We start from the raw sequence: 18,232 nt of genomic DNA, 5'->3' as shown, positions 1-18,232 counted from the left end.
TATTTGTCAGGTCAAAACAGCTGTGCTGTTATTACCGTTCACAATAATAAAACTGAAAGGGTTATAACCATGTCTACAGGGAAAACACTGCTTGCTCTCGCGTTGAGCACGCTTTTACCGACAGGGGCCGCATGGGCGGCAAACACCGATACCATTATTTACTGCTCCGAGGCTTCACCCGAGTCGTTTAACCCGCAAATCGCCAGTTCGGGCCCGTCTTTTGTCGCCAGCTCCCAGGTGCTGTATAACCGCCTGATCAATTTTGACCCGGTGAAAAATACCCCGGTTCCGTCGCTGGCGGAGTCGTGGACCATTTCGCCGGACGGCAAAACCTATACGTTCACCCTGCGCAAAGGGGTGAAGTTTAACAGTAATAAATTCTTCAAGCCGACCCGTGACTTTAACGCGGATGACGTTATTTTCTCGGTCATGCGTCAGAAAGACCCTAAGCATCCGTATCACAACGTCTCGCAGGGGAATTACGAGTACTTCAACGATGTGGGGCTGGACAAGCTAATTCAGGACGTGAAAAAGGTCGATGATTACCACGTCCAGTTTACGCTTAGCGAACCGAACGCCGCGTTTCTGGCCGACTGGGGGATGGATTTTGCCTCTATCCTGTCAGCCGAGTATGCCGACGCAATGCTGAAAAAGGGCACGCCTGAGAACGTCGATACCTGGCCAATCGGCACCGGGCCTTACGTGCTTCAGCAGTATAAGGTGGACTCGCTTATCCGCTACGTTGCAAACCCGAACTACTGGGACGGCGCGGTTCCGACCAAACACCTGATCTTCTCTATTACGCCTAACGTAGAAACCCGCCTGGCGAAACTGCAAACTAACGAATGCCAGATTATCCCTGCGCCGTCGCCGGTTCAGTTTGACGTCATCAAGAAAAACAAAGATCTGACGCTGCATTCGGTCGATGCGCTTAACGTCGGCTATCTGGCGTTCAACACCGAGAAAAAACCGTTCGATAACGTGCTGGTGCGTCAGGCGCTTAACTATGCGACCGACAAAAAGGCGATCGTGAACGCGGTGTTTATGGGCTCAGGTACGGTGGCAAAATCGCCGATCCCGCCAAATATGCTCGGCTTTAATAAAGATCTGAAGGATTACAGCTACGATCCTGAAAAAGCGAAAGCGCTGCTGAAGCAGGCCGGAATGGAGAAGGGCGCCGAAGTGACCCTGTGGTCAATGCCGGTTCAGCGTCCGTATAACCCTAACTCGCGTCGTATCGCCGAGATGATCCAGGCCGACTGGGCGAAAGTGGGCGTGAAGGCGAAAATTGTCTCTTACGAGTGGGGCGAGTATCTCTCCGGCATGCGTAAAGGTGAGCACGACTCCGCACTGTTTGGCTGGATGTCCGACAACGGCGACCCGGATAACTTCGCCGACGTGCTGCTGGGCTGTGACAGTATCAAAACCGGATCTAACGCCGCGCGCTGGTGCGATAAGGGTTATGACGCTCTGGTGAATAAAGCGAAGCTGACCAGCAACCCGGCAGAACGTGCGAAACTCTACGGTCAGGCGCAGGAGATTTTCTACCAGCAGGCGCCGTGGATTGCCCTTGCGAACGGCAAAACGTTCTACGCGACCCGAAGCAACGTGACGGGTTACAGCGTGAGCCTGATGGGCAGCGATTTCTCGAAAGCGAAGCTGAACTAAGCGTTTTATCGCCGGGTGGCGGCTACGCCTTACCCGGCCTACATTTGGCACCCGTAGGCCAGGTAAGCGCAGCGCCACCGGGCACATAACAAGGAGTGACAATGTCACATTTAAATGACGTAACAGCCCGAGTGGATGCCGCTATCAAAGAGAGCGTGATTACCCACATGAACGAACTGCTGATTGAACTCAGCGATGATGCAGAGCTGAGCCGCGAGGACCGCTACACCCAGCAGCAGCGCCTGCGCACCGCGATTTCACACCATGGTAAGCAGCATAAAGAAGAGATGGATGCGCGTGAGGAACAGCTGACCAAAGGCGGCACCATACTGTAACGATCAAAACTGGCGTCGGGCTACCAGCCAGGCGCCCACCACCAGCATCACCGCGCCGCACACAGGGCCAACCAGCGCGCGCAGCGGAATGCCGTGGCTTCTCAGCACGTCCAGCACCAGCCCACCAATCAGCTGGCTTGCCACCAGCACCGCAATAGTGGTCGCCGCCCCTACATTCTGATACCCGCTAATGCTGGCAAAGACAAAAAACGAGCCCAGCAGGCCCGGAATCAGCGTCCACCAGCGAACCGTTGACGCCAGTTCATGAAAGCCGGTAAATCCCTGCTTAATCAACAAAATGCTAACAAACAGCACAATGCCAACCAGCGAGTTCAACAGCATGGCGATGAGAATGGTGGACGAGCTTTGGGTTATGCGCACCATCAGCGTGTTTTGCACCACCAGCCCAATACCCGCGGCAACGAGGAACGCCAGCGTGAGCGATTGATTCATGGGAGTGCATCCGGTTCGCTGCGCTCGTCAAGCTGCAGCTGCATGAAGGTTAAGTCCAGCCAGCGGCCAAACTTGGTCCCAACCTGCGGCATCTGTCCAGTGGTGACAAACCCCAGCGTCTCATGAAGATGAATGGAGGTCTGGTTTTGCGCTTCAATCCCCGCCACCATGACGTGTTTGCCAATTTTTCGCGCTTCAATAATCAACGCCTTCATCAGCAACCGCCCGATGCCTTTACCCTGGTGCTCCGGGTGTACGTAGACGGAGTGCTCAACGGTGTGGCGAAAACCGTCGAACGCCCGCCAGTCGCCGAAGGAGGCATAGCCCGTTACCACGCCATCGTCTTCGCTGACCAGCACGGGATAACCCACCAGCGTGCGCGCTTCAAACCACGCGATTCGGTTATCGGTATCCACCGTTTTATCGTTCCAGATGGCGGCCGTATGCAGAACCGCGTGGTTGTATATTTCACCGATAGCGGCGCAATCTTCTTTACTGGCATGACGAACGATCATGGTTAACCCTCAGGCTGAGTTGTTCACTATAGTGGTACGATAATGTCACGATAGTACACAAGAGTGCCGGCTTACGGCTACGGTATAAACCATATTTTTTTGTTATGAAAACCGCCATTGAAATGCTGTTCATACACTATAGTATGACGTGATGAATACTATGACAGACAATATGAATCAACGGATTAGCGCGCGTATTCGTATCGAACGCGAGTCGCGAGGCTGGTCCCTGAGCGAACTGGCCGACCGGGCAGGCGTATCGCGCGCGATGATCCATAAGATAGAGCGTGGGGATAGTAGCCCCACGGCGACGCTGCTCGCCCGGTTATCGGGTGCCTTTGGCATCAGCATGTCCACGTTAATCGCGCGGGCGGAAATGCAGGAAGGCAAACTGCTGCGCCTGGCGAATCAGCCGGTCTGGCGCGATCCGCAGACGCATTACGTGCGTCGTCATGTGTCGCCGCGTACCGATTTGCCTATCGATCTCGTGCAGGTGGAACTTCCCCCCGGCAGCGACGTGCCGATGCCCGCATCGTCCTACGCGCTGGCGCGTCAGCTGATCTGGCTGCAGTCCGGCGAGCTGGTGTTTCAGGAAGGGGATACCCGGCATGAAATGAAGGCCGGAGATTGCCTTGAGCTGGGGCCGCCCAATGACTGTCGGTTTATTAACGAAACTGACGAAACCTGCATTTATCTGGTTGTCCGCCTCAATCAGTCTGGCTCGTAATGTCAAAGCGTCATGCCGGATAAGGGACTAGTCTCTAGAGACATTTGCACGAGAAAGGAGTGATATATGAGTCAATCTTCCACGCGAAACCGTCGTTGGCTTTTGGCCTCTCGCCCACACGGCGCGCCTGTGGCAAATAACTTCCGTTTAGAAGAACAGCCGCTCCCCGCTCTGGCAGAGGGACAGGTGCTATTACGCACGGTCTGGCTCTCGCTGGACCCGTATATGCGCGGTCGCATGAGCGATGCGCCTTCCTATTCTCCGCCCGTAGAGATTGGCGCGGTAATGGTGGGCGGTACGGTAAGCCGGGTTGAGCAATCCAACCATCCGGATTACAAACCGGGTGAATGGGTGCTGGGCTATAGCGGCTGGCAGGAGTATGAACTCTCGGACGGCAGCGGCCTGGTCAAGCTCGGGGAAAACCCTTCGCACCCTTCATGGGCGCTTGGCGTGCTCGGGATGCCGGGCTTCACCGCCTATATGGGCCTGCTGGATATCGGCCAGCCAAAAACCGGTGAAACGCTGGTGGTGGCTGCGGCGACCGGGCCGGTTGGGGCAACGGTCGGGCAAATTGGCAAGATTAAAGGCTGCCGCGTTGTGGGTGTCGCGGGTGGTGCTGAAAAATGCCGTCATGCTGTTGAGGTACTGGGTTTTGACGAGTGCCTTGATCACCACGCTGCGGATTTTGACGCGCAGCTGGCAGCAGCCTGCCCGCAGGGCATTGATGTTTATTATGAAAACGTTGGCGGGAAAGTCTTTGATGCCGTACTGCCGCTACTGAATACCGCCGCGCGCGTGCCGGTGTGTGGGCTGGTCAGCGGCTACAATGCAACCCGCCTGCCGGACGGCCCGGATCGTTTGCCGCTGTTGATGGCAACCCTACTGAAGAAACGCATTCGCATGCAGGGTTTTATCATCGGTCAGGACTACGGACACCGTATCAAAGAGTTCCAGGACGAAATGGGGCGCTGGGTGCAGGAAGGTAAAATCCATTATCGCGAACAGGTTACTGACGGACTCGAAAACGCACCCGAGGCGTTGATTGGGCTGCTTGAAGGCAAAAACTTCGGCAAAGTCGTGATTCGCGTCGCGGCGGACAATAAATAAACGACAATATGGCGGGTTTCCCGCCATATTTATTTGTGAAGATACGATATATTGTCTTTAATTATATCGACGCAGATTTTGCGCCATCAGAGCGACTGTACCAGATAACAATAAAATGTATTTAAAATACCTTTTTATGCAGTTAAATGCATCTCCCACCAGGCATGACGATACAGGATATATCGAACCAGCGTCGTTATAAAAAGCGTCGCTTATAAATAGCATTAAGTATTAGCTACAGGAATTGAACATGCTTGATTTGGATCATTTAGAAAAAGCGCAAAGAGTCAGTCTAACCATGCAAGTTGAGATCAGTTTAAAAGGGGCGTTAATTACAGGCTCACTTAAACCTGGCGCTCGACTGATTACGAAAGAGATCGCCGATAAATTAGGCACCAGTATCACCCCGGTACGCGAGGCGCTTTTACGTCTGGTATCGGCAGGTGCGCTGCACGCCACGCCGGCACAGGCATTCCTGGTGCCGGAGGTAACGTTAGATCGCTATAACGAGATAAATGCCATCAGAAAACAGCTGGAGCCAATGGCGGTAGCGGCAGCCTGTCAGCACATGACCGAGAGCAAGCTGGAAACGCTGCACAAGCTGTCTGAGGCATTTCATGACGCCATGTCTAACGGCAACGTACAGCAGGCGCTGTACGCAAACCGAGTTTTTCGCTTCACGCTGTATCAGTACGCGGAAATGCCGACGCTCAGCGCACTTATTGAGCAGCTGTGGGTGCGGATTGGCCCCTGCATTAACTATCTGCACCGGGAGCTGAATGATATCAGGGTGTCAACCTATCATTACGCAGATTTACTTTCTGCCCTGGAAAGAAGGGATGTCGAAGGGAGTAAGAAAGCAATAGATAAGCTGATTGATGAAGCAAACGATCTGCTACAGCGACAATATTTCAACTGAGAGATTATTTTAACCCGCGACTATTTACCGCATCTATTTATTCTTTTGATGAATAACTCCTGCTGGCATTTAGCCAACAGGAGTTAAAATATTAAAAAAGAGAATAGGGGCGTCGCGTATCCTTACTCGAAGCGATAAGAGACCGACAGTCCTACGCCGTAGTTGCGGCCCGGAGCAGGTTCGTAATAACGCCCGTTGGACTCATTGACAATCACCGAGCCCGCGTACTCTTTATCGAACAGGTTATCGACGCGGCCAAAGAGATCCATTCCCCAGTTGCCGTAGTTGAATTTATACCCGGTATTGAGTCCGACAACCGTATAAGACGGCGCTTTGGCCGTGTTTTCGTCGTCGGCCATGATGTCGCTCATGTAGCGCAAGTCAGTCCCCGCATACCAGCCTTCTTCTGGCTGCCAGCCAAACGATGCGAAGCCCATGTTGCGGGCAATACCCGGCATACGGTTGCCATTGCAGCTATCATCACCGCATACGTTGGTACGGTAGGTGGCATCAAGGTAGGTCCACGCCATTTTCAGCTTCCAGTTTTCCGCAAACTGCTGGTCGAGGGAAACTTCCACACCCTGACGGCGGGTTTTACCGGCGTTTTTATAGCTGGTTCGGCCTCCAGAGCTGGAATCCACCACAATCTCGTTATCCGTATCGGTGCGGAACAGCGCCGCTGTCAGCAGACCGTTGCCGATACGGGTTTTGCTGCCCACTTCATAGGTATTGTTGGTGGACGGCTTCAGGCCAATGTTCAGCCCACCCTGGTTATCAGGGCGATAGGAGAGTTCATTGATGGTTGGCGTTTCAAATCCACGACCCGCAGCGGCATAGAGATTCCACGCGTCGGTCACGGCGTATTTCACCGAGCCCGCCGGGAGCCATTTATGGTAGCTCGCGTCGCCGCTGTCATCGCCATTGCCGGGCGTAACGTAATGGTCGTTGGAATCAAACCAGACGGAGCTGTAGCGCACACCTGCATCGACGGAGAGTTTTTGCGTTAACTGCCAGCTGGTTTGCAGATATGGGTCAAGGTTCCACATCAGGTTACGTTCGTCACGACGCTTATCGCCTTTGACACCGTAATCCGGCACGCCGTTGTTCATGACAAAGTTCTCGTACCCGCGACGATCTTCGCTCAGATTTTCGTAGTTCAGCCCGGTGGTAAAGGTGACGGGAACCAGCAGCTCGCCCCGGTGCGTCCAGCGGGTATCGACACCCTGATAGTGACGCTGCATATCAATCACGCCGCCGGAATGAGTTGGTCTCAGCTGCGGCTGATACGGAATGGATTGATACTGCGTCATTTCACGCTCACCGGCGTACATCATCACGCTGAGATCGTCCTGCTCGCTCAGCTGACGGTCATAGCGCAACCCGGCCTGGGTCTGCTTGATGGTTTTGCGGGTGTTGTACTGGTCGCCGCGCGGTGACTGCCGCGGGTTGTCATGCCACTCCTGATAGTCAAGACCGCCCGGATCGTTAGCTTTCATATCTACGCTGTTGAAAATCAGCGTCAGCTTGCTCACGTCATCAATGCGCACGCCCAGCTTCGCGTTGGCGAGGTTCTTACGCGCGCCGCTGTGGTCGCGATAGCCATGGGTGGTGAAGCGGGTGGTCGACACGGTGTAATCCACATCGCCCGCATGCGTACCGTCGCCCATCGCACCGGTCGCTTTCATGCCGTAGCGCCAGGTGCCGTAGCTGCCGTAATAGCTGCTGGCCTCAATGGTCGGCGGCTGCTGGCCGGTCTGCGTATTAATGTTAATCACGCCGCCAGAGGCGTTGCCGTAAAGGGCAGAGAAGGGGCCGCGAAGCACTTCCACGCTATCCACGCTGGTGAGATCGATGTTCGAGGTCTGACCCTGTCCGTCCGGCATGGTGGCGGGAATACCGTCCACGTACATCCGAATACCGCGCACGCCGAAGGTAGAGCGGGCACCAAAGCCACGCATTGAAATCTGCAGATCCTGCGCATAGTTCTGGCGATTCTGAATTTGCAGCCCCGGCACGCTGCCGAGGGATTCAGAGAGGTTGATCCGTGGCGCGGCCTGACGCATATCGTCGCCATTGACGACGCTGACCGCCGCGGGCGTATCCAGTTCAGAGACCGTCTGCGGCGTGGCGCTGACGATCATGGTCTGCTCGTCCGCGCCTATCGCCTCCAGGGGCGCAAAAATAACAGGAACCAGCAGCAGCGGGAGCGTTGCCTTATTGGCAGTAATGATTTTCATGAAGTAAACCAGTTAAGGAAAAGAAACGAACCAAATGGAACATGTGCATACATGTTAAATCTTTTGTAAATGTTTTGAAAACTATAACCGCACATTGCGTTAATGAAAGGATGGGAGGGAAGAAAAACTCCACATTTCGATAATTAATGATTACTATTCTCATTATCATAAAGGTGGCGCCATGACGCTGCCCGTTGGAAGCGATGTCAGCAGTACACTTATTCTTCAAAAAAGGAATTGTTATGTCTTTACGTCATCTGTGCTCGCCGCGCCTGCGCGGTTCTCTGCTGTTAGGCTCTTTATTGTTCGCCGGTACGTTCCAGGTTCATGCTGCAGAAGAGATGCTGCGTAAAGCGGTCGGCAAAGGGGCTTATGAGATGGCGTTGAGCCAGCAGGAGAACGCGCTGTGGGTGGCGACATCACAAAGCCGTAAAACCGATAAAGGCGGCGTCGTTTATCGGCTTGACCCGGTCACGCTGGACGTGACGCAAGCGATCCATAGCGATCTCAAGCCGTTCGGGGCGACCTTCGATAACGCCACTCAGACGCTGTGGCTGGGTAATACCATCAACGGTGCGGTGACGGCCATTGATGCCAAAACGGGGGATGTGAAAGGGCGTCTGGTGCTCGACGATCATAAACGCAGCGAAACGGTTAAGCCGCTGCAGCCGCGCCAGCTGGTGGCGGATGACGCGAGCAACACCGTTTACATCACCGGAGTAGGCAAAGAGAGCGTGATTTGGGTCGTGGACGGTGCAACCCTGAAGCTGAAGGACACCATCGCCAATACCGGTACCTACAGCACGGGTCTGGCGCTGGATGCGCAGGCGAAACGTCTCTACACCACGAATGCGGACGGCGAACTGCTGACCATTGACACGGCCACCCACAAAATCATCAGCCGTAAAAAAGTGCAGGACGACGGCAAAGAGCATTTCTACCTGAACCTGAGCCTGGACACCGCCGGTCAGCGTGCGTTCCTGACCGATTCAAAACAGCCGGAAGTGCTGGTGGTGAGCCTGAAAGACGGCAGCGTAATGGAGAAGATCGCCGCGCCTGAATCACTGGCCGTCCTGTTTAACCCGGCGCGCAATGAAATCTACGTGACGCACCGCGAAGCGGGCAAGGTGAGCGTGATTGATGCGAAAACCTACAAGGTGAGCAAAACGTTCGATACGCCGGTTTACCCGAACAGCCTGGCACTCTCTGCCGATGGCAAAACGCTGTACGTGACGGTGAAACAGAAGTCCACCCGCCAGCAGGAAGCGACCCAGCCTGACGACGTGATTCGTATCGCGCTGTAAGGTGGGAATTGCCCGGTGGCGCTGCGCTTACCGGGCCTACACAACGATGAGATGTAGGCCGGGTAAGGCGAAGCCGCCGCCCGGCTTTTTTATTAACGCGAGGTTTCTTCCACCAGCGGCGCGTCGTGTTTTTCATCGTCGTGATGAACCGGCGCGGTGCTGTGGATCTCGTGCACGCGCTTACGCACGCCGAACCAGCCCGCAATCAGCAGTACCGCCAGCAGCGGGATCGTCGCGATGGTGTAAGTACCGTTCGGATAGTCAAACGCCATCAGCACCAGCACGCTGAACAGGAACAGCAGGGTGAGCCAGGAGGTCACCGGTGCGCCCGGCATCTTGAAGCTCACATCAGCCGCTTTGCCTTCTTTGATCGCTTTGCGCAGACGCATCTGGCAGACCACAATAAAGGCCCAGGAGGCGATAATCCCCAGTGCCGCCACGTTCAGAACGATCTCAAATACGCGGGACGGCACCAGATAGTTCAGGAATACGCCAAAGACGTAAACCACCAGCGTCGCCAGGATCCCCGCATAAGGAACCTGCTGCTTGCTCATCTTCGACATGAACTTCGGCGCAGAACCGCCCATCGACATGGAGCGCAGAATACGGCCAGTAGAATACAGGCCAGAGTTCAGGCTGGAGAGCGCGGCGGTCAGTACCACGATGTTCATGATGCTTCCCACGTAAGGCACGCCCAGCTTAGAGAAGAAGGTCACGAACGGACTCTGACCTGCCTGATAGGCGTTCCACGGCAGCAGCAGAACCAGCAGCACCACGGAGCCGACGTAGAACAGGCCGATACGCCAGATCACGCTGTTGATGGCTTTTGGCACCATCGTCTGCGGGTCTTTACATTCACCCGCCGCGGTGCCGACGAGCTCAATGGAAGCAAAAGCAAACACTACGCCCTGAACCAGCACCAGCGCAGGCAGCAGACCGTGCGGGAAGAAGCCGCCGTTATCGGTTATCAGGTGGAAGCCGGTGGCATTGCCGTCCAGCGGTTTACCGCTGCCGAGGAACACCGTACCGACAACCAGGAAAATCACAATGGCCAGCACTTTGACCAGCGCAAACCAGAACTCCATCTCGGCGAACCACTTCACGCCGATCATGTTCATGGTGCCGACAATCGCCAGCGCGCCGAGCGCGAAGACCCACTGCGGCACATCGCCAAACGCGCCCCAGTAGTGCATATACAACGCAACGGCGGTGATATCGACGATACCGGTCATCGCCCAGTTGACGAAGTACATCCAGCCTGCCACGTAGGCGGCTTTCTCACCGAGGAATTCACGGGCGTAAGAGACGAAGCTTCCGCTGGAAGGGCGATGCAGTACCAGTTCGCCCAGGGCACGAAGGATGAAGAAGGAGAAGATCCCGCACACCAGATAGACCAGTGCAAGTGCGGGGCCCGCCATTTGCAGACGTGCGCCAGCACCTAAAAACAGACCTGTACCGATAGCGCCGCCGATGGCGATCATTTGAACCTGACGGTTGCCCATCGCTTTGTGGTAGCCCTCTTCGTGGGAGTTCAACCAGCGACGTTTAGCAGCGTGATGATCGGCTGCGCTTTTATTGCTTGTTTTCATTGAGTTACCTGTTTGCCTGTCTGAACCATTATCGTGATAGTCCTGCCTGGCAGAACGCAATACAAACGATTGCTTCTGCGCAAACACATGCTGCCTTTCCAGTCATTCTGTGTATGGATAAGGCGAAACATGGCGTCGCATCCTACCCGCAATTGATAAGCGACGCAAAATATAACCGTGCCGAAAGTGATGCACGTCGAAGGAAATCGTGTGGTCAGAGCAGACGGGGATCACAATGCGCTGAAACGTGGCGAGTTTTTAGACAAAACGCGCGTTGAAGCGGTGCTTTAATCATCAGGTTTGCTTAATAATTACCTGCGGTTATCGATGACGGCTGACGCAGGGCATCCAGCAGCAGCTTGAAAGCGTGCGCGTGCTGGTGACGACTGGGATAATACAGGTGATATCCTTCAAATGTCGGACACCAGGCGTCGAGGACCTGAACTAACCGTCCTTCCGACACGGCCTTACTGACCGACGTTTCCGGCACGTAGGCCAAACCGAGACCGTTCTCGGCGGCATCGATACGCTGCGGCAGGCTGTTCAAAGTAAGCTGTCCTTCAACTCGCACGCAAAAACCGCGCCCGTCGCGTTCAAATTCCCAGGCATATAATCCCCCAAGAGTGGGCAGGCGCATATTGATGCCGCGGTGCGTCGCAAGCTGCTCCGGTGTTTCCGGCACGCCAAAGCGCTCCAGATAATCTTCGGACGCGACGACGGCCATGCGCATGTCCGGCGCGATCCTCACCGCCACCATATCTTTCGCCACCTGTTCACCCAGGCGCACGCCCGCGTCGAAACGCCCATCAACAATATCGGTCAGGCCGTTATCCACCGTCACTTCAACGTTAATATCCGGGTATTGCGCCATAAAGGATTTCAACACCGGCCAAAGTACGCTCTCCATGGCATGTTCACCCGCGGTAATACGGATATTCCCCGCAGGCCTGTCGCGCGTATCGCGCAGCGCCGTTAGCTCCTGTTCGATCTCCATCAGATGGGGACGTAAGCGGATAAAAAGCTGCTCGCCGGCCTCGGTAGGAGCAACGCTACGGGTGGTTCGGGTCAGCAGGCGAACGCTGAGTCGGGCTTCAAGATTGCGCATCGCATGGCTCAGTGCCGATTGCGAGACGCCCAGCTGTGCCGCGGCTCGTGTAAAGCTGCGCTCGCGGGTGACGACCATAAACGAGAGCAGATCGTTGATATTGTCTTTTAACATGGCGGCAAGCCCTCATTTATGAATTCTGTTCATGTTTACGTTCTGATTATGCACTCTAATGCTGCGGATGGCTTTGCGCTACTGTTAACGCAACAGTCAACGAGGAGTACATGATGAAAATTATCCGTAGCGGTTCATTACCGTCAGTAAAGGGGCCAGACGGCTGGTTCACCGGCACCGTGCGCACTGATGCGCCGTTCCAGGCTACAGAACCGGCAAAAGTAGGCGGGGCCACGGTGACCTTCGAGCCGGGCGCGCGTACCGCCTGGCACACTCATCCGCTGGGGCAAACGCTGATTGTCACCCATGGGCGCGGCTGGCTGCAGGAGTGGGGCAAAGAGGCGGAGCCGCTTAACCAGGGCGACATCGCGTGGATCCCGCCGGGCGTCAAGCACTGGCACGGCGCGTGTGCGCAAACGGCGATGACTCATATTGTCATCGCCGAAGCGGTAAACGGCAGTCCGGTTGAGTGGCTGGAGAAAGTGAGTGACGTGCAGTACCCGGATGATTAGCTATTGAGCGTTTCGGTGACAAAAAGAAAGGGATATGATGCGATCCTTTTTTTCAGCATAGTCAGGCGGAACGGTGAAAATCAATATTATCGGCACCAGCGGGAGTGGCAAAAGCACGCTCGCCCGGCGCATCGCAACGGAATTGTCACTCCCGTACATCGAGATGGACAGGCTGTACTGGCGTCCTGACTGGCAGGGAACGCCCGACGAGGTGCTGCTGAAAACGCTGGCGGAGACGCTGGCCGCCACGCCCGGCTGGGTGCTCGACGGTAACTACAATCGTACTCGTCCCGTGAAGTGGCGCGAAGTAGATCTGGTGGTGTGGGTGGACTGCGGGTTCGCCCGCACGCTCTGGCAGGCAGTAACGCGCGCCTTCAGGCGTGCATGGCACCAGCAGGAACTGTGGCCCGGCACCGGAAACCGTGAAAGTTTCCGCCGTTCGTTTTTTAGCCGGGAGTCCATCATCATATGGACCCTCAAAACCTGGCGCAGCAATCGCGAACGCTACGAAGCCGATATGCAAAATCCGCAATATACCCACATTCGCTTTGTCCGCATCACCCGTCGGCAGGAGGCGGAGGCGCTGATTTCATCGCTGAAATCACACCGTTAGCAGGGATTACATATCTGATTTCCGGCAAACTAAATGTAAATTAATTGTTTCTCAGAGGTTAATTACGCCTTTAATAATGACGACATGTTAAGTCAAACGAGAACGCAACATGTCATGGCGAATCAGCATTCTGGATAAAAGCCCCGTCGCAGAACACGAAACCGCCGCCGATGCGCTGGCACGAACCTTAACACTGGCGCAGCAGGCGGAAACGCTGGGCTATCACCGTTTCTGGATTGCCGAACACCACAACACCCCTCAGCTCGCCAGCCCATCGCCGGAACTGCTGATTGCCTGGATCCTCGGGCAAACAAAGCGCATTCGCGTGGGATCGGGCGGCGTCATGCTTCAGCACTACAGCCCCTATAAGGTCGCAGAAAACTTTAATCTTCTGGCCGCGCTGGCACCGGGCCGCGTGGATATGGGCGTCGGGAAAGCCCCCGGCGGTCTTCCGCTCTCCACCCGCGCACTGCAGCCTGGCTTACACCCGCATGAAAAAGGCAGCTTTGCTGAACAGCTGACGCAGCTGGACGGCTGGATCCGCCCTGAAAATCAGTCGGCGGAGGAGGCCGTTCGCGCCACGCCGCTGCCGCCGGTGCCTGCGCAGGGCTTTCTGCTGGGTGCCAGCATCGAAAGCGCGCTGCTTGCCGCATCACTTGACTGGCACTTTGTCTTTGCCGCCCATCTGAATGGCGATCCGGAACTGCTGCGAGAGGTGGTGTCAACCTGGCGTCAGAACAGCACACGCGATGTGATTGTTGCCGTGCAGGCCATTGTGGCGGAGTCGCAGGAGCAGGCCGACGCGCTGGCGCAGAAGGTCGAAGTGTGGGGCGTTGAGCTGGCAAACGGCCAGCGCGTGACCGTGGCCAGCGAAGAGCAGGCCTATGCCTTTGCGCGTCAGGCAGACAGCGAGCCGGTGCGCATTGCCCGTCGGGCGCAGTCCCTGCTGGCGGGCACCGCAGAGTCGGTGCTTGAACAATTGAACGCCCTGCACGCGCAGTGGGGCATTGACGAATTTATCATCGACACGCCGGTCGCGGAGGGGGCAACGCGCGTCGCGTCGCTGCGTCTGCTGGCCGAGGCGCGTCTCAACAAGGAGGTCACCGTATGAGTTTTGGCGAACAACTGATTGCCTGGCGTCGCGAGCTGCACCAGAACCCGGAACTCTCCGGACAGGAGGTCGAAACGACCGCACGCCTGCGCCAGTGGCTGACGAATGCTGGCATTACGCCACTGCCGTACGATCTGACTACCGGGCTGGTGGCGGAAATCGGCACGGGTAATAAGCTGATTGCGCTGCGCGCAGACATTGATGCATTGCCGATAGAGGAGCGCAGCGGCGTGCCGTTTAGCTCGCAGCGTGCAGGCGTAATGCATGCCTGCGGACATGATATCCATACCAGCGTGATCCTCGGCGCGGCGCTGAAGCTGAAAGAGCGTGAAGCGTCGCTCGACGGGCGGGTGCGGATCCTGTTCCAGCCGGCGGAAGAGAACTTTGGCGGCGCAAAAAGCATGGTGCGGGCCGGTGCCCTGCGTGACGTTCGCGCTATCTTCGGTATGCATAACGAGCCGGGGCTGCCGGTGGGTGAGTTTGCTACTCGCGGCGGGCCGTTTTATGCCAACGTTGACCGCTTCGTGATCCGCATTACCGGCAAGGGGGCGCACGCCGCACGTCCACACGAAGGCAACGACGCTATCGTGCTGGCGAGCCAGCTGGTGACGGCGCTGCAAAGCGTCGCCAGCCGCAACGTCAACACGCTGGATTCGGTGGTGTTGAGCGTAACGCGCATTGCCGGAGGCAACACCTGGAACGTTCTGCCGGAAAGCGTGGAGCTGGAAGGCACGCTGCGCACCCATCGGACGGAAGTGCAGCAAAACGTGAAGGCCCGCGTGGGCGAAATCGCCGCCGGGTTTGCCAGCGCCTTCAGCGCGCAGATCGACATTACCTGGTATGCCGGACCGACCGCGCTGGTGAACGACGAACGCTGGGCGGATTTCGCCACCTCTGTTGCCAGAGAATCAGGGTACGAAACCCAGCATGCGGAGCTGCACATGGGCGGGGAGGATTTTGCGGTCTATCTGCAGTCTATTCCCGGCGCGTTTGTCAGCATCGGCAGCAACAGCCCGTTTGGTTTACACCACCCGTCCTTTAATCCGGATGAAGCCTTAATTGAACCCGCTGCCCGCTATTTTGCACAGCTTGCGGAAAAAGCCCTGCAACACGTTTAACTAATTTGAGGTGAATATGTCTGCACATCGTCAACTGCGGCTGGGGACCATTTTGCATGGTGCATCCGGAAATATGTCCGCCTGGCGTCATCCTGCGGCCGTCGCGGATGCCAGCATCAATTTTGATTTTGTTAAAGAGACGGCGCTAAAAGCGGAAGAGGGCAAACTCGATTTCCTGTTCGTTGCCGATGGTCTCTATATCAACGAGAAATCGATCCCGCATTTTTTAAATCGCTTTGAACCGCTAACGGTATTATCCGCGCTGGCGAGTGTTACCTCGCGCCTTGGCCTGGTGGGAACCTTATCCACCTCCTACAGCGAGCCTTTTACCACGGCACGCCAGTTCGCCAGCCTCGACCACCTCAGCAACGGACGCGCGGGCTGGAACGTGGTGACTTCACCGCTGGAAGGATCGGCAAAGAACTTTTCCCGTGAAAAACACCCCGAGCATGCGTTGCGCTACCGCATTGCGGATGAGTATCTCGACGTGGTGAAAGGGCTGTGGGATTCCTGGGAGGACGACGCCTTTGTGCGCAATAAAGAGAGCGGTCAGTTCTTTGATTCGGCCAAACTGCATACCCTCGACCACCACGGTGATTTCTTCCAGGTCGCCGGTCCGCTGAATATTGGTCGTACGCCACAAGGACGACCGATTGTCTTTCAGGCGGGCGCGTCGGACGACGGCAAAAAGCTGGCGGCGAAACATGCCGACGCCATTTTTACGCATCACGAAACGCTCGACGAAGCGAAAGCCTTTTACCGCGACGTGAAGCAGCAGCTGGAAACTAACGGACGCCGCGCGTCTGATTTGCATATTTTCCAGGGCGTCAGCGTGATTGTGGGCAAAGACGCCGATGACGTGGAAAACCAATATCAAACCACGGCGGCGCTGGTGTCGATTAACGATGCCCTCAACTACCTCGGACGTTATTTTGAGCATCACGATTTCAGCCAGTATCCGCTCGACGAGCCGTTCCCGGATATCGGCGACTTAGGCAAAAACAGCTTCCGCAGCACCACCGATGAAATTAAGCGCAATGCCGCAGAGCGCAGCTTAACCCTGCGTCAGGTAGCGCTGGAAGCCGCATCGCCGCGTCCGCGCTTTTCCGGTACGCCGGAAGAGGTGGCCGACGGCCTGCAGGCCTGGTTTGAAAGCTATGCCGCAGACGGCTTCATCATTCAGGGCGGTACGCCGGACACTTTCCCGCGCTTTGTTGACCAGGTGGTGCCCGTTTTACAGGCGCGCGGCCTGTTCCGCACCGACTATCCAGGCACCACGCTGCGCGAAAGCCTCGGCTTAGACGAACCTAAAAACCAGTTCACACAACAATAAAAGAGAACCCCGCTATGCAGAAAACATCGCTTATTCTGGCGCTCGCGCTGGCCTTAACCCCTGCCGTCTGGGCAGAGAATGTGAATATTAACGGCACTGGCGTGAGCATCGAGGCCAATAAAACGCCGGTAAATACCGCCAAAAACAATGATGCGGTGGCACAGCTGCCGAAAGATTATCGCTTCGCCGTGCCGGGGAAATTTACCGTAGCGGTGGCGGGCCTCAATCAACCTCCGCTGACGGTGTTTTCCGATGACAACAAAACGCTGCTGGGAAGCGAAGTGGACGTCGCCCGTCTGGTCGCTGACAGCCTGGGGCTGGAGCTGAACGTGGTGCCGACCTCCTGGGAAGACTGGCCGCTGGGCGTGGCCTCCGGGAAATACGATGCCGCCATCAGCAACATCACCGTGACCAAAGAGCGCAAAGAGAAGTTTGACTTTGCCACCTACCGAAAAGATTCCCTCGGGTTCTACGTGAAATCAACCAGTCCGATCACGTCGCTTGAGAAGGCTGAGGATATCGCCGGGCTGCGGATTATCGTCGGCTCCGGCACCAACCAGGAGGCCATTCTGCTGGCATGGAATGCCGAAAACCTGAAGAAGGGACTAAAGCCCTTTACCCCGATCTATACCAAAGACGATGCGGCACAAACGTTGGCCCTGCAGTCCGGCCGCGCGGACGCCTATTTTGGTCCGAACGTGATTGGCGCGTGGAAAGCGGCGCTGAACGGGAAAACCAAACTGGTTGGCAGCGTCGACGGCGGCTGGCCGAAGGCGGCGCACATTGCCGTGACGCTGAAAAAAGGCAGCGGGCTGGTTGAGCCGGTGCAAACCGCGCTGAACGGTGTCATTAAAAACGGCGATTACGACAAAGTGCTGAACCGATGGGGGGAAGGTGTTGAGCGCATTCCTCAGTCCGAAGTGAACCCGGCTGGCCTGGGCGATTAAGGAGGCTACATGAGCGAACAATTTCGTGACGTTTCGCCGGAAGATGCCGAGCTTCAACCCATTATCGAAGGGCTGTTCGGTGAATACGCCGCCCGCTACGGGGACTACTTCTCTAAAGACGCGGAAGTGGAACTTACCGAGTGGTATTTAGCGCCGCAGGGGCTGTTTATCGTGCTGGAGCGCGACGGGAAGATTATCGCCACCGGCGCGTACAAACCTTTCGACGAACGCACTGCGGAAATCAAACGCATCTGGACGGACAAAACCCTGCGTCAGCAGGGGCTTGCCGGGCGCGTGGTGCAGGAGCTTGAACGCAGGGCGGTGCTGGCAGGCTATAGCCAAATCTACCTGACAACCGGTTTTCGCCAGCCGGAAGCGGTCAGGCTCTACCTCAGCCAGGGATATCAGGCGCAGTTCGATCTCAACCGGGATCCGGAAGAGTACAGCCAGCCGCCGTTTGACGGTCGGCTGCGCTTCACAAAAACGCTGGTACGCGAAGCGTTCAGTAAAACCGCATGAGGAACG

General features: G+C 56.3%; 16 protein-coding genes and 1 pseudogene. 12 read left to right on the top strand and 5 right to left on the bottom strand.

Going from position 1 to position 18,232, the window contains the following annotated elements:
• The first annotated feature begins 69 nt into the window (after nucleotides 1–69).
• Both K5E19_RS04475 and K5E19_RS04470 read left to right on the top strand, forming a co-directional pair.
• A complete protein-coding gene (locus K5E19_RS04475) occupies nucleotides 70–1,668 on the top strand; it encodes an ABC transporter substrate-binding protein (protein WP_221550173.1) in 1,599 nt (532 codons plus the stop codon).
• A gap of 101 nt (nucleotides 1,669–1,769) precedes the next feature.
• Nucleotides 1,770–2,003, top strand: coding sequence for a YdcY family protein (locus tag K5E19_RS04470; protein ID WP_010431507.1), 234 nt, complete (start codon nucleotides 1,770–1,772; stop codon nucleotides 2,001–2,003).
• A gap of 3 nt (nucleotides 2,004–2,006) precedes the next feature.
• Here K5E19_RS04470 and K5E19_RS04465 read toward each other — a convergent pair whose 3' ends face one another.
• Together K5E19_RS04465 and K5E19_RS04460 are read right to left on the bottom strand one after the other, a co-directional pair.
• A complete protein-coding gene (locus tag K5E19_RS04465; RefSeq protein ID WP_042716194.1) occupies nucleotides 2,007–2,456 on the bottom strand; it encodes a DMT family transporter in 450 nt (149 codons plus the stop codon).
• Nucleotides 2,453–2,971: a GNAT family N-acetyltransferase gene (locus tag K5E19_RS04460; protein ID WP_221550172.1), complete on the bottom strand. Its 519-nt coding sequence runs from the start codon at nucleotides 2,969–2,971 to the stop codon at nucleotides 2,453–2,455. Before K5E19_RS04460 ends, K5E19_RS04465 begins: the two co-directional genes overlap by 4 nt.
• Nucleotides 2,972–3,122: 151 nt before the next feature.
• Between K5E19_RS04460 and K5E19_RS04455 the strand changes: the two genes are divergently transcribed.
• The 3 genes from K5E19_RS04455 (at nucleotide 3,123) to K5E19_RS04445 (ending at nucleotide 5,724) form a co-directional block, all read left to right on the top strand.
• Entirely contained in the window at nucleotides 3,123–3,698 is a 576-nt protein-coding gene (locus K5E19_RS04455; protein WP_221550171.1) for an XRE family transcriptional regulator, read from the top strand.
• Nucleotides 3,699–3,764: 66 nt separating this feature from the next.
• Complete coding sequence (locus tag K5E19_RS04450; protein ID WP_221550170.1) at nucleotides 3,765–4,805, top strand: NADP-dependent oxidoreductase; 1,041 nt, start codon at nucleotides 3,765–3,767, stop codon at nucleotides 4,803–4,805.
• 250 nt (nucleotides 4,806–5,055) lie between these two features.
• A complete protein-coding gene (locus tag K5E19_RS04445; RefSeq protein WP_221550169.1) occupies nucleotides 5,056–5,724 on the top strand; it encodes a GntR family transcriptional regulator in 669 nt (222 codons plus the stop codon).
• A gap of 122 nt (nucleotides 5,725–5,846) precedes the next feature.
• Here the strand turns inward: K5E19_RS04445 and pqqU are convergent, their stop codons facing one another.
• Entirely contained in the window at nucleotides 5,847–7,961 is a 2,115-nt protein-coding gene (gene pqqU, locus K5E19_RS04440; protein WP_221550168.1) for a TonB-dependent receptor PqqU, read from the bottom strand.
• Between the two features lie 242 nt (nucleotides 7,962–8,203).
• Here pqqU and K5E19_RS04435 point away from each other — a divergent pair, with 242 nt between their 5' ends.
• On the top strand, nucleotides 8,204–9,265 hold the full coding sequence (locus tag K5E19_RS04435; protein WP_221550167.1) for a YncE family protein: 1,062 nt from the start codon (nucleotides 8,204–8,206) through the stop codon (nucleotides 9,263–9,265).
• Nucleotides 9,266–9,357: 92 nt separating this feature from the next.
• Here the strand turns inward: K5E19_RS04435 and ansP are convergent, their stop codons facing one another.
• Nucleotides 9,358–10,854: an L-asparagine permease gene (gene ansP, locus K5E19_RS04430; RefSeq protein WP_221550166.1), complete on the bottom strand. Its 1,497-nt coding sequence runs from the start codon at nucleotides 10,852–10,854 to the stop codon at nucleotides 9,358–9,360.
• Between the two features lie 304 nt (nucleotides 10,855–11,158).
• Nucleotides 11,159–12,073: a LysR family transcriptional regulator gene (locus tag K5E19_RS04425; protein ID WP_221550165.1), complete on the bottom strand. Its 915-nt coding sequence runs from the start codon at nucleotides 12,071–12,073 to the stop codon at nucleotides 11,159–11,161.
• A gap of 113 nt (nucleotides 12,074–12,186) precedes the next feature.
• Between K5E19_RS04425 and K5E19_RS04420 the strand changes: the two genes are divergently transcribed.
• The 6 genes and pseudogenes from K5E19_RS04420 to K5E19_RS04390 all read left to right on the top strand — a co-directional run bounded on the left by K5E19_RS04420 (nucleotide 12,187) and on the right by K5E19_RS04390 (nucleotide 18,226).
• Nucleotides 12,187–12,585, top strand: a complete 399-nt coding sequence (locus tag K5E19_RS04420; RefSeq protein ID WP_221550499.1) for a cupin domain-containing protein — start codon at nucleotides 12,187–12,189, stop codon at nucleotides 12,583–12,585.
• A gap of 73 nt (nucleotides 12,586–12,658) precedes the next feature.
• Nucleotides 12,659–13,198, top strand: a complete 540-nt coding sequence (locus tag K5E19_RS04415; protein ID WP_221550164.1) for an AAA family ATPase — start codon at nucleotides 12,659–12,661, stop codon at nucleotides 13,196–13,198.
• A 109-nt stretch (nucleotides 13,199–13,307) separates the two neighbouring features.
• Nucleotides 13,308–14,309 carry an LLM class flavin-dependent oxidoreductase gene (locus K5E19_RS04410; RefSeq protein WP_221550163.1) on the top strand — a complete coding sequence of 334 codons (1,002 nt, stop codon included), beginning with the start codon at nucleotides 13,308–13,310 and terminating at the stop codon, nucleotides 14,307–14,309.
• On the top strand, nucleotides 14,306–15,427 hold the full coding sequence (locus tag K5E19_RS04405; RefSeq protein ID WP_221550162.1) for an amidohydrolase: 1,122 nt from the start codon (nucleotides 14,306–14,308) through the stop codon (nucleotides 15,425–15,427). Before K5E19_RS04410 ends, K5E19_RS04405 begins: the two co-directional genes overlap by 4 nt.
• Before the next feature lie 16 nt (nucleotides 15,428–15,443).
• Nucleotides 15,444–17,707 (top strand): annotated as a pseudogene (locus K5E19_RS24190) (NtaA/DmoA family FMN-dependent monooxygenase).
• Nucleotides 17,708–17,716: 9 nt separating this feature from the next.
• Nucleotides 17,717–18,226: a GNAT family N-acetyltransferase gene (locus K5E19_RS04390; protein WP_010431475.1), complete on the top strand. Its 510-nt coding sequence runs from the start codon at nucleotides 17,717–17,719 to the stop codon at nucleotides 18,224–18,226.
• Nucleotides 18,227–18,232 lie beyond the last annotated feature (6 nt).

It is taken from the genome of Enterobacter sp. RIT637 (genome assembly GCF_019718755.1).
Taxonomy (GTDB): Bacteria; Pseudomonadota; Gammaproteobacteria; order Enterobacterales; family Enterobacteriaceae; genus Enterobacter.
The sequence above is the reverse complement of the archived record's forward strand: the minus strand, read 5'-3'. Positions and strand labels throughout refer to the sequence as shown.